This window comes from Kitasatospora sp. LaBMicrA B282, from assembly GCF_050325825.1.
GTDB lineage: Bacteria > Actinomycetota > Actinomycetes > Streptomycetales > Streptomycetaceae > Kitasatospora.
In genome coordinates this window covers 1-11,658 of sequence record NZ_JBNQTI010000220.1, presented here as the reverse complement: position 1 = coordinate 11,658, position 11,658 = coordinate 1, and the positions used below count along the sequence as shown (strand labels likewise).

The window sequence follows — 11,658 nt, the reverse complement described above, 5'->3', positions numbered from 1 at the left end:
GGCTCGGCCGGGGTGCCGGCGGGAGCCGCGGCGCTCGCCGGCTCCCCGCCGCCCTCGGCGGCCGAGGCCGCAGCAGCAGCCTCCGCAGCAGCCGCCTCCACCGCCAGCAGCGCCTGCCCGCGCGCGTCCGCGACCGTCTGCACGGCCGCCAGCGCGCTGCGGTAGCCGGTGCACCGGCAGAGGTTGCCGCAGATCGCCTGGCGGGCCTCCACCTCGCTGGGCCGGTGGTTGCGCTGGAGCAGGTCGTGCACCGCCATCACCAGGCCGGGCGTGCAGTAGCCGCACTGCACCGCGCCGGAGTCGGCCAGCGCCTGCTGCACGTCGCTCGCCGCGCCGGCCGCCGACAGGCCCTCCACGGTGCTGATCTCGCTGTCCTGGGCGAGCGCCGCCGGCACCAGGCACCCGGCCACCAGCTGACCGTCCACCTGCACCGAGCAGGCCCCGCACTCGCCCTGCTCGCAGCCGTTCTTGGCACCCGCCAGGCCCAGCCGCTCGCGCAGCACGTAGAGCAGGCTCTCGCCGATCCAGGCGTCGGCGACCGGCCGGTCGAAGCCGTTGACCCGCAGCGTGTAGGAGGTGGTGGGGCGTTGGTCGCCCAGGTGGACAGGGTGGTTCGTCGGTTCGGTCGCCATGTCGGCGGTCACCTCGGCCGTCACTTCAGTGCCCTTCCCAGTGCCCGGCGGGCCAGCACCGCCACGGTACGCCGCAGCCGGACCGCCGCTGCGGTCGGCCCCTCCGCCGTGGGCAGCGCGCCCGGGTCGGCGCCGTGGCCGTCGGGCACGCAGGCGGCGGCGACGTACTCGCCGAAGGCGGCGGCCGCCGCCGGGTCGATCGGCTGCGCCCCCTCGTCGCCGCGGGCGTCCCAGTCGATGCAGCCCGCCACCCAGGCCTCGGCCTCCAGCGGGCGCAGCGGCACCGGCGCCACCGCGCCGACCGCGCAGCGCACCGCGCGCCGGGCCGGGTCGAGCACCAGCGCCACCGAGGCGAGCGCGCGGGACGGGCCGCTGCGCCCGGTGGCCTTGAGGAAGACCTGCGGGGCGTGCAGCAGCGGCACCCGGACCCAGGTCAGCAGTTCGCCCGGGCGGATCGGGTCGACGCCGGTGAGCAGGTGGCCGACCGGGACCTCGCGCACCGCGCCGGCCCGGGCCAGGGTGACCACGGCCTCCAGCGCGGAGAGCACCGGCAGGGTGTCACCGGCCGCGGCGGCGGTTGCGATGTTGCCGCCCAGGGTGCCGACGTTGCGGGTCTGCGGCGGTCCGGCGGTGCGGGCGGCGTCGGCCAGGGCGGGGATCAGCGCGGCGAAGTCGGGGCGGTCCATCCGGGCCAGGGTGAGTCCGGCGCCGAGCACGGCGGTGCCGCCGTCCTCGTAGCGCCAGCCGCGCAGTTCGGTGATCCGGCCGAGGCCCACCAGCGCGCCGGGGCGCAGCCGGCCGGCGTTGACGGCCTCCATCAGGTCGGTCCCGCCGGCGACCGGAACGGCCGCGTGGCTGGAGCCCAGGGCCTCGACGGCCTCGTCGAGGGAGGTCGGCAGCATGATCGTCCGGTTCACCTGGATCCCACCGTGCTCCGCTCTCCTTGGACTCGCCCGGGCCGGGTCCCGGACTCAGCCGCTAGGTGGCCGACGCGTGGCCGGCCCGTTCCTCCCGCGCCGCGGGTCCGCGGCGCCGCCCGTAGCGTACGGGTCCCGGCTGCCGAACAGAAGCTGCCCACCGGGTCGGGCAACTCTGGCACATCGAGCACCGTGATCGCCCTGGGGGTCCCGGACGATCCGGTCGCTTTTCGGGCAGATCCCCCACAAATGAGACCGGATGTTCACCTGTTTTTGACGCCCGCAGCCAGGCAAAGGTTCCCAGATGATCACATTGTTCGACTGACGATCCGTCAGGAGTCGGCACCCGAACCACCGCTCCACCGCTCCGCCGCTCCGCCGCCCCCGTCCCGGTCCCCGCCCCGGCCGGACCGGCCTAGGCCTCCGGCGGCGGGCCCTCGGCCGGGCGGCCCACCACACCCGGGCGGCGCTGCCAGGGGTGCGGGCCGGCCGGCGGTCGGTAGGCCACGTCGAGTGCGTCCAGCCGGGCGTAGTGGGTGCGCATCCGGCGCTCGAAGCCCGCCAGGTCGCGGTCCGCGCCGTCGCGCGGCAGCGGCGACCAGGCCACCTCGGCGAAGGCGGCCAGCCGCGGGAAGATCCGGTAGTCGAACTCGCGCGCGTCGTCGGCGAACTCGCTCCAGAAACAGGCCTGGGTCCCGATCACCTGGCGGGCACTCACCTCATCCAGTGACGCCGGCACCGGCTCGAAGCGGTAGACGTCGGCGAGCGTGCGCACGTGGCTGATCGGGATCGGCTCGTCGGACCCGTCGGCCTGCCGACGGTCCAGGTAGACGTGCTGCTCGGGGCAGATCACCACCGGGTGTCCGGCCCGCGCCGCCGCCACCCCGCCCGCGTAGCCGCGCCAGGAGGCCACCGCCGCCCCGGGCGCCAGGCCGCCCTCCAGGATCTCGTCCCAGCCGATCAGCCGCCGCCCGCGGTCCGCCAGCCAGCGGTCGAAGTGCCTGATCACCCAGCTCTGCAGCTCGTCCTCGTCGGCCAGCCCGAGCTCCTTGATCCGGGCCTGTGCGGCCGGGCTGGCCCGCCACTGGTCCTTGGGGCACTCGTCGCCGCCCAGGTGGACGTACTCGGACGGGAAGACCTCCAGCACCTCCTCCAGCACCCCCTCGAAGAAGGCCAGGGTGGCGTCGGAGACGTTCAACACGTTCGGGCAGACCCCCCAGTCGGTCCCCACCCCGAGCGACGTGGTGTCCACCACATCGGTGTTGCCCAGCTCGGGGTAGGCGGCGATGGCGGCCTGGGTGTGGCCGGGCAGGTCGATCTCCGGCAGCACGGTGATCCCGCGCTCGGCCGCGTAGGCGACCAGTTCGCGCAGCTGGTCCTGGGTGTAGTGACCGCCGTGCGGCCGGTCGTCCCAGCGCTGCCCGGCCCGGAAGCCCACCATCGAGTGGGTCCGCCAGCTCCCGACCTCGGTCAGCCGCGGGAAGCGCTTGACCTCGAAGCGCCAGCCCTGGTCGTCGGTCAGGTGCAGGTGCAGCACGTTGAGCTTGTGCACGGCCAGCAGGTCGACGTAGCGCAGCAGCTCGCCGAAGGGCAGGAAGTGCCGGGCCACGTCCAGCAGCAGGCCGCGCCAACCGAACCTGGGCGCGTCCGCGATCTCGCAGGCGGGCAGCCGCCAGCCGGTGCGGCGTACCGCGGCCCGCCGGTAGGCCTCGGGGCCGAGCAGCTGGCGCAGCGTCTGGGCGCCCCAGTGCGCGCCGGCCGGGCCGCCCGCGGTGATCCGGGCGCCGTCGGCCTCGACCGTGAGCCGGTACTCCTCGGGCGCCAGGGCCGCGTCGAGGGCCAGCGCCAGCACCGGTTCGGCGGCGGGTGGCAGGGCCAGGCCGGTGGCGGCGCCGAGCGCCGAACGCAGCCAGCGCTCGGCCTCCTCGGTGCCCGGCCCGCCGGCCAGGGTGGTCGCCGGGCCCAGGGGCAGGCCGGGCCGGTCGGGGAACCGCTGGGCGATCGGCGCGGGGATCAGGTCCATGCGGCCCATCCTGCCCCGGTCACCCCGCAGTGGCATAGACCACTGCAGCAGACCCGTGGCGCGGACCTCGGCGGGCCTGCGGCCCGGACCTCACTTGTCCTTGTCGCCGCCCCCGGGGCCCGGCTCGATGCCGTCGAAGATCTCCTTGCACATCGGGCAGACCGGGTACTTCTTCGGGTCGCGCCCGGGCACCCAGACCTTGCCGCAGAGCGCGACCACCGGGGAGCCGGAGAGCGCGCTCTCCATGATCTTGTCCTTCTGGACGTAGTGCGCGAAGCGCTCGTGGTCGCCGTCGCCGTTGGACACCTGCGGGACGGGCTCTACCAGGGTGCCGGTGCCGAGTCCGCGCTCGGGCTCAAGAGTGCTCATAGCCGCCAAGTCTATGGGGGTGGCGCGCGAAACGGACCCCGCGCACCTGCTGCCCTAGTTGAGCGTGGGGTCCTCGGGGTAGGTGGCGAGCATCGCCAGCGCGCCGCGCTGGCGGCGCAGCACCGCCCGCCAGAGCAGCTCGGGGTGCGGGCAGGAGATGTCGCCCGGCTCGACGTCCACCAGGTACCAGGCACCCTCGTCGATCTCCGCCTCCAGCTGTCCCGGGGTCCAGCCCGAGTAGCCCGCGAAGACCCGCAGGCCGCCCAGCTCGCCGGCCAGCAGCTGCGGCGGCGCCTCCAGGTCGACCAGCCCGATCGCGCCGTGCACCCGGCGCCAGCCGAGCGGGTCGCCCGGCCCCGGCTCGCCGGGCACGACCGCCACCGCCAGGGCCGAGTCCAACCCCACCGGACCGCCCTGGAAGACCACGTGGGGATCACCGGTGAGGTCGGCCCAGCCGTCGAGCACGTCGCCCACCTCCACCGGCGTGGGCCGGTTGAGCACGACGCCGAGCGCCCCCTGCTCGTCGTGGTCCAGCATGAGCACCACCGACCGGGCGAAGTTCGGATCGGTGAGCACCGGGGTCGCCACGAGCAGTCGGCCGGTGTGGGAGGAGGCCGCGGTCATGCAACACATGATCCCGCAGCGGGCGGTGAAACCTCCAGCGCGCCGCGCCTCACCCGCACGGCGGAGCGGGCACCCGGCTTCCACCCTAAGAGAGCATGATCACCATGCAACGGGCCGGGAACCGTTCAGGCGGCTACTACCATCTACCCAAAGGTGGCGCCCGTGCGGCCCGCGCCGTACGTCCGCCGGTCCTACCTCTCCCCAGCCCCGGCATGCCCGATCGCCGTGGCTGCGAACCCCGGATTGCGAGAACGATGACCGACGACGTCCTGCTGGTGCACGGCGGAAACCCGCTGGAAGGCGAGATCCGCGTGCGCGGCGCCAAGAACCTGGTGCCCAAGGCCATGGTGGCTGCCCTGCTCGGCCAGGGTCCCAGCAGACTGCGCAACGTTCCGGACATCCGCGACGTCAAGGTGGTCCGCGGGCTGCTCCAGCTGCACGGCGTGACCGTGCGCACCGGCGAGGAGGACGGCGAGCTGATCCTCGACCCCTCGCACGTGGAGAGCGCCAACGTCGCGGACATCGACGCCCACGCGGGGTCCTCCCGTATCCCGATCCTGTTCTGCGGCCCGCTGCTGCACCGGCTCGGCCACGCCTTCATCCCGGGCCTGGGCGGCTGCGACATCGGCGGCCGTCCGGTCGACTTCCACTTCGACGTGCTGCGCCAGTTCGGCGCCACCATCGAGAAGCACCCGCAGGGCACCTACCTGACCGCCGCCCAGCGGCTGCGCGGCACCAAGATCGAGCTGCCCTACCCCTCGGTCGGCGCGACCGAGCAGGTGCTGCTCACCGCGGTGCTCGCGGACGGCGACACCGAGCTGCGCAACGCGGCCATCGAGCCGGAGATCGTCGACCTGATCTGCGTGCTGCAGAAGATGGGCGCGATCATCTCGATGGGCACCGACCGGACCATCCTGATCAGCGGCGTCGAGTCGCTCGGCGGCTACGAGCACCGCGCGCTGCCGGACCGCCTGGAGTCCGCCTCCTGGGCCTGCGCGGCGCTGGCCACCAAGGGCGACATCTACGTCCGCGGCGCCCGCCAGCTGGAGATGATGACCTTCCTCAACACCTTCCGGAAGGTCGGCGGCGCCTTCTCGGTGGACGACGAGGGCATCCGGTTCTGGCACCCGGGCGGCGAGCTCAACGCGATCGCCCTGGAGACCGACGTGCACCCCGGTTTCCAGACCGACTGGCAGCAGCCGCTGGTGGTCGCGCTGACCCAGGCGGCCGGCCTGTCGATCGTGCACGAGACGGTGTACGAGTCGCGGCTCGGCTTCACCTCGGCGCTGAACCAGATGGGCGCGCACATCCAGCTCTACCGCGAGTGCCTGGGCGGCACGCCGTGCCGGTTCGGCCAGCGCAACTTCATGCACTCGGCCGTGGTCTCCGGCCCGTCCAAGCTGCTCGGCGGCGAGCTGGTCATCCCGGACCTGCGCGGCGGCTTCTCGTACCTGATCGCGGCGCTGGCCGCCGAGGGCACCTCCACGGTGCACGGCATCTCGCTGATCAACCGCGGCTACGAGAACTTCATGACCAAGCTGCGGGACCTGGGCGCGCACGTCGAGCTGCCCAGCGAGCAGGGGCTGCTGGCCACCGTCTGAGGCCTGCGGATCCACTGGGGCCCGCGAACGACGCTGAGGGGCCGCCCCCGCCAGGGCGGCCCCTCTTCGGTGTGCCGGGCACCCCGCCAGGTGTGTCCCGTCACGTACCGGCACCAGGGGGGCAGGTGCCGGGGTCCGGTGTCAGCGGCCGGCCCGGGGGGCCGGCTGCTGCTGCTCGTGGCCGTGCTGCTGGTGCTCCTGCTGCTGGCCCTGCTGTTGGGGCGCCCGCTGCTCGTGCCCGCGGTGCCGGTGGCCGTGGTGGCGCAGCAGCGCCCCCACCAGCTCGCGGCCCGGGTGCACCCCGCCGCCGGTCAGCAGCACCGCGGCGCCGCCCGCCGACCCGGGTCGACCGGGTGCCTCGGCGGCCGCCGGCAGCGCGGGCAGCGCGTAGAGCACGCCGCCGACCACCGCGGCCGCCGCACCCAGTCCGCTCGCCTTCCAGAACAGCTTCATGGCGGCAGCCTGCCAGAGCGTGCATGAGCGGACGATGAGGAAGCCGCGCGCCGCCGGCGAGCCGCCGTGAGCCCCCGTCAGGGCCCGCACACCCCCGCCCGCAACCGCCGTGAGCGCCGCACCCCGCGTGAGCCGCCGCACCCCGCCGTGAGCCCCCGTCAGTCCTGCGGCAGCCGCAGCTCCGCCCGCACCCCGCCGTCCGGCCCGGGCAGCAGCCGGGCGCTGCCACCGTGCAGCTCGGCCACCCAGCGCACGATCGCCAGCCCCGTCCCGGTGCCGCCCCCGCCCCCCGTGACGCCCCGTCGGAAGACCGCCTCGCGCCGCTGCGCGGGCACCCCGGGCCCGGCGTCGGTGACGCTGATCAGCCCCGGCTCGACGACCACCGTGACCGGGCTGCCGCCGCCGTGCCGCAGCGCGTTCTCCACCAGGTTGCGCACCGCCTGCCCGAGCAGCTCCGGGTCGCCGCGCACCACCAGCGGCGCTTCCGGCAGCTCCACGGTGACCGCGCCCCAGCTGCCGGGTGTGCGGTCGTCGCCCGGCCCGAAGGCCCAGGGGGGCTCCCCCATCGCCGCGGGCAGTTCGGCCACGGTCTGTTCGATCAGCTGGTCCAGCCGCAGCGGCGTCAGCTCCACCCGCTGGGTGCCCGCCTCGACCCGGGCCCGGGCCAGCAGCCCGGTGACCAGCCGGGCCAGCCGCTCGCTCAGCACGGTGGCCTCGGCCAGCGCCTGCGGGGCCCGGGCCGGGGCCGCCGCGCCGCGCTCGATCACCAGCCGCAGCGTGGCCAGCGGGGTGCGCAGCTCGTGGGCGGCCTCGGTGAGGAACTGCTCCTGGCGCTCCAGGCCGGCCAGGGCCGGACGCATCGCCCGCCCGGAGAGCAGGTGGCCCACCCCGGCGGCCGCCAGCACCAGGCCGGAGCAGCCCAGCAGCAGCCAGCGGACCAGCCGCTCGTGGTCGGCCCGGCTCTGCGCCGGATCGGCACCGACCAGCACCAGGCCGGCGATCGTGTCCCCGTCCCAGAGCGGCGCGGCGGCCCAGCGCAGCTGTCGGCCGCCGCCGTCGCCGGTGGCCAGCTCGGTCTCCTGGGTGTCCTGGACCTGGTCCCAGAGCCGGGTCAGCAGCAGCCGGTCGGGCAGCCGGTCGGCGCCGGGGCGGGCCCAGCGCAGCACGGTGGGCGGCCCTCCGCCCGGCCCGGTCTGCACCGCGCCGAGCACCGCGGCGCCGCGGGCCAGCTCGTCCTCGCCGAGCGGGTCGGTGGCCAGCACGTGGGCGTCGTCGAACCAGAGCGCCCGGGCCAGCCCGCCGGCCCGCCGGGTCACGTCGTTGTCCAGGTCCCGGGCCCGGGAGTGGGCGTCGGTGTGCGCGGCCAGGGTGGCCAGCACCAGCAGGCAGCCGGCCGTGGTGGCGGCGAAGAGCAGGGTGAGGGTCCAGCGCAGCCGGCGCAGCCGCCGGGCCGCCGGAGAGGTCACGGCTGCTCCTGCGCCGGGTCGACCAGCCGGTAGCCGACCCCGCGCACCGTGCGGATCGGGTCCGGCGCACCCAGCCGGCGGCGCAGCTGGCCGATCAGCACGTCGACCACGTTGGACATGGGCTCGCTCTGCTCGTCCCAGCAGCTCTCGATCAGCCGGGTGCGGGTGACCACGCACTCGGCCTGCACCATCAGCAGCTCCAGCACCGCGAACTCCTTGGCGGTCAGGCTGAGCAGCACGCCGCCGCGGGTGACCCGGCGGCGCGGCAGGTCGAGTTCCAGGTCGCCCAGGCGCAGCTCGACCGGGCGCGGGGTCGGGCGGCGGCACAGGTTGCGCACCCGGGCGACCAGCTCGGCCGCGGCGAACGGCTTGACCAGGTAGTCGTCGGCGCCGGCCTCGAAGCCGGCGACCCGGTCGTGGACCGAGTCCATCGCGGTGAGCAGCAGCACGGGGACGAGCCAGCCGGCCCGGCGGCGGGCGACGACCAGCTGCAGCGCGTCACCGTCCGGGACGGCGCGGTCGGCCACCAGCAGGTCGTAGGCGGTGACCGACAGCTTGAGGTCGGCCTCGGCCAGGTCGACCGCCAGGTCGACGGCGAAGCCGGCCCGGCGCAGCGTGTCCGCCGTCTCGGGGCCGAGCTCGGGGTCGTCCTCCAGGACCAGTACGCGCATGGTCCTCGACCCTATGCCGGGCACCCCCGCTCCGGTCGAATCAGAGGCCCTTGGCGGCTTCCTTGAGCTTGGAGCCGGCGCTCACCTTGGCGCTGTAGCCGGCCGCGATCTGGATCGGCTCGCCGGTCTGCGGGTTGCGGGCGGTGCGGGCGGCACGGTGGGTGCGCTCGAAGGTCAGGAAACCGGGGATGGTGACCTTCTCGTCACCCTTGGCCACGACCTCGCCCACGACCTCGGCGAAAGCCGCCAGAACGGCGTCGGCGTCCTTGCGGGTCACCTCGGCGCGGTCGGCCAGAGCGGCCACCAGCTCACTGCGGTTCATGTGTACTCCTGTGGTCTGTTCGTTGCGGTGTGCGGGGGCCCATCGGTCGTCCCTCCGGAGGCACTCCGGCTGGGCCGCTGGTCCGCACACTGTGCTCGTTCAGGCGGCTGGTGATAGGAGCCCGGCCCCGTACCCCGGGCCGCGCCGCGTGTCAGTCCTGCCACGTGCCTGCCTGGGAACGAATCCTGCCCTCACCGGCCCCGAGAAAGCCAATCGGGCCTCGGCCGTCCACCCCGAACGGCGCCCTCCCCACGCAGCTATGACGCTTCGTCGGCGCCGGCGGACCGGCGCGGGCGGCGGCCGGGAACGACACGCCGAGTGGTCGGGGGACGTTCCGTACTTGTCGGACACGCCTGCCCCGTGCAGGGCTACCGTACGCCCTGACGGGGACAAGCCCAAACACGCCCTTCGCCTTGTGTCGCAAGGGCTCGGGGCGATGCGACGGGACGAGGGGCGGTATTCGGCCCGATGATCGTCCGGATACCGCCCCGCGCGGGTCGTGCGACGGGCCGCCGACCCGCGGTCGGACCGACTGCGAACTAGAGCTTGACCACCGGGAACGCGGCGGTGTCCAGGGTCCCGACGACGCCCGGGGTGGGGCGCGAGGGGGCCTGGGCGGCCGGGTCGGCGGCGGCCAGCGCGGCCTCGCGGACGGCGGCGGCCACCGTCTTGGCGACGTCCGGGTGGAAGACGCTGGGGATGATGTAGTTCGCGTTCAGCTGGTCGTCGGTGACGGTGGTGGCCAGCGCCCGGGCGGCGGCGATCATCATCTCGGTGTTCACCGTGCGGCTCTGCGCGTCCAGCAGGCCGCGGAAGACACCCGGGAAGACCAGCACGTTGTTGATCTGGTTCGGGAAGTCGCTGCGGCCGGTGGCCACCACGGCGGCGGTGTGCCGGGCGACCGCGGGGTCCACCTCGGGGTCCGGGTTGGCCAGCGCGAAGACGATCGCATTGTCGGCCATGGTGGCGATGTCGTCGCCGTCCAGCACGTTCGGGGCGGAGACGCCGATGAAGACGTCGGCGCCGGCCACCGACTCCTTGAGGGTGCCGGTGCGGGCCGAGCGGTTGGTGTGCTCGGCGATCCAGCGCAGCGAGTCGTTGAGGTCCTCGCGGCCCTGGTGGACCACGCCGTGCACGTCGGCCACGGTGGCGTGCTCGACGCCGGCGGCCAGCAGCAGCTTGAGGATCGCGGTGCCGGCCGCGCCGGCGCCCGACATCACCACCCGGATGTCGCCGATCTCCTTGCCGACCACGCGCAGCGCGTTGGTCAGCGCGGCCAGCACCACGATCGCGGTGCCGTGCTGGTCGTCGTGGAAGACCGGGATGTCCAGCGCCTCGCGCAGCCGGGCCTCGATCTCGAAGCAGCGCGGCGCGGAGATGTCCTCCAGGTTGATGCCGGCGAAGCCGGGGGCGATCGCCTTGACGATGGCCACGATCTCGTCGGCGTCCTGGGTGTCCAGGCAGATCGGCCAGGCGTCGATGCCTGCGAAGCGCTTGAACAGGGCCGCCTTGCCCTCCATCACCGGCAGCGCGGCCTGCGGGCCGATGTTGCCCAGGCCCAGCACCGCGGAGCCGTCGGTGACCACGGCGACGCTGTTGCGCTTGATGGTCAGGCGGCGGGCGTCCTCGGGGTTCTCGGCGATCGCCATGCAGACCCGGGCCACGCCCGGGGTGTAGATCATGCTCAGGTCGTCACGGTTGCGGATCGGCAGCTTCGAGGACATCTCGATCTTGCCGCCGAGGTGCATCAGGAAGGTGCGGTCCGAGACCTTGCCGATCGTGACGCCGTCGATCGCGCGCAGCTTCTCGACGATCTCCTCGCCGTGCGCCACCGAGGCGGCGGCCACCGTCACGTCGATCCGCAGTGCCTCGAGGCCGGAGGCGGTCACGTCGAGGCCGGTCACCGAGCCGCCGGAGGACTCCACGGCGGTGGTGATGTTGCTGACCGCGCTGCCGCTGGCCGGGACCTCCAGCCGCACCGTGATCGAGTTGGAGACACTGGGCACCGTCGCCATCGACGTCCTTCTTCCGTCCGCATGAGGGGATGAGAGCTGGCCAGGCCGTCCTCAACCACTGCCGACCCCCGCGGAACCCGTCGGCCCCTTGGATATTTCAACAGTTTGTTGATGCAGCGCCTTGCGCATCCTAGGCCTCGATCGTCGCACCTACCAGAGGGTTCCCAGAAATATCGTCCGTTGATTGCGGGGACCCCACAACAGAGGCTCCGGCGAAGCGGCCCTCGCACCGAAAATCTGCGGGATGGCATTGCCTGACGGGACCGATGGGTTACATTGGACGGGACACCGGCTCGATCCAAGCCCCCGGGCCCAACCTTAGTCGCTGCGAGCGACCACTTGCCGCGAGGCGAGCATGGCGGGTCGGTGTCTTGACCAATGACTGTGGCCCCCACCTCCGGTGGGGGCCACAGTCATTGACGGCCCCTCAGCGGCCGGTGACGGACCCTCAGGAGACCGGCCGCGGACCGCTGCGGGCCGGGCGACGGACCAGTGCACGCCGCGCCGTGTGTGTTTGTGGTTTTTTTTCTTCTCAAAGCCCCCCCCGCCCCCCCCCACCCCCCCC

The 11,658-nt window shown here is 74.0% G+C and carries 11 protein-coding genes; 1 reads left to right on the top strand and 10 read right to left on the bottom strand.

Annotated elements, in window-relative coordinates; genetic code table 11:
* The 5 genes from ACQRUO_RS35685 to ACQRUO_RS35665 all read right to left on the bottom strand — a co-directional run.
* The coding region (locus tag ACQRUO_RS35685; RefSeq protein ID WP_428320322.1) for a (2Fe-2S)-binding protein at positions 1 to 632 on the bottom strand (632 nt) is incomplete at its 3' end.
* Positions 633 to 652: 20 nt separating this feature from the next.
* Positions 653 to 1,534 (bottom strand): FAD binding domain-containing protein, encoded by an 882-nt coding sequence (locus ACQRUO_RS35680; RefSeq protein WP_428320323.1) that lies wholly within the window; start codon positions 1,532 to 1,534, stop codon positions 653 to 655.
* A 430-nt stretch (positions 1,535 to 1,964) separates the two neighbouring features.
* Entirely contained in the window at positions 1,965 to 3,572 is a 1,608-nt protein-coding gene (locus ACQRUO_RS35675; protein WP_428320321.1) for a beta-N-acetylhexosaminidase, read from the bottom strand.
* A 90-nt stretch (positions 3,573 to 3,662) separates the two neighbouring features.
* On the bottom strand, positions 3,663 to 3,941 hold the full coding sequence (locus ACQRUO_RS35670; protein ID WP_428320320.1) for a DUF3039 domain-containing protein: 279 nt from the start codon (positions 3,939 to 3,941) through the stop codon (positions 3,663 to 3,665).
* A 54-nt stretch (positions 3,942 to 3,995) separates the two neighbouring features.
* The gene (locus tag ACQRUO_RS35665) at positions 3,996 to 4,574 is read right to left on the bottom strand and encodes a YqgE/AlgH family protein (RefSeq protein ID WP_428320319.1); all 579 of its coding nucleotides are present in this window, start codon (positions 4,572 to 4,574) and stop codon (positions 3,996 to 3,998) included.
* 245 nt (positions 4,575 to 4,819) lie between these two features.
* Between ACQRUO_RS35665 and murA the strand changes: the two genes are divergently transcribed.
* Positions 4,820 to 6,166 (top strand): UDP-N-acetylglucosamine 1-carboxyvinyltransferase, encoded by a 1,347-nt coding sequence (gene murA, locus ACQRUO_RS35660; RefSeq protein ID WP_428320318.1) that lies wholly within the window; start codon positions 4,820 to 4,822, stop codon positions 6,164 to 6,166.
* A 141-nt stretch (positions 6,167 to 6,307) separates the two neighbouring features.
* Here the strand turns inward: murA and ACQRUO_RS35655 are convergent, their stop codons facing one another.
* From ACQRUO_RS35655 to ACQRUO_RS35635, 5 genes are all read right to left on the bottom strand, one after another.
* Positions 6,308 to 6,619 (bottom strand): hypothetical protein, encoded by a 312-nt coding sequence (locus ACQRUO_RS35655; RefSeq protein ID WP_428320317.1) that lies wholly within the window; start codon positions 6,617 to 6,619, stop codon positions 6,308 to 6,310.
* Between the two features lie 158 nt (positions 6,620 to 6,777).
* Positions 6,778 to 8,085, bottom strand: a complete 1,308-nt coding sequence (locus ACQRUO_RS35650; protein WP_428320316.1) for a sensor histidine kinase — start codon at positions 8,083 to 8,085, stop codon at positions 6,778 to 6,780.
* Entirely contained in the window at positions 8,082 to 8,756 is a 675-nt protein-coding gene (locus ACQRUO_RS35645) for a winged helix-turn-helix domain-containing protein (RefSeq protein WP_428320315.1), read from the bottom strand. Before ACQRUO_RS35645 ends, ACQRUO_RS35650 begins: the two co-directional genes overlap by 4 nt.
* Positions 8,757 to 8,796: 40 nt before the next feature.
* Entirely contained in the window at positions 8,797 to 9,078 is a 282-nt protein-coding gene (locus ACQRUO_RS35640; protein WP_428320314.1) for an HU family DNA-binding protein, read from the bottom strand.
* A gap of 539 nt (positions 9,079 to 9,617) precedes the next feature.
* Positions 9,618 to 11,093 carry an NAD-dependent malic enzyme gene (locus ACQRUO_RS35635; RefSeq protein ID WP_428320313.1) on the bottom strand — a complete coding sequence of 492 codons (1,476 nt, stop codon included), beginning with the start codon at positions 11,091 to 11,093 and terminating at the stop codon, positions 9,618 to 9,620.
* Positions 11,094 to 11,658: the final 565 nt, after the last annotated feature.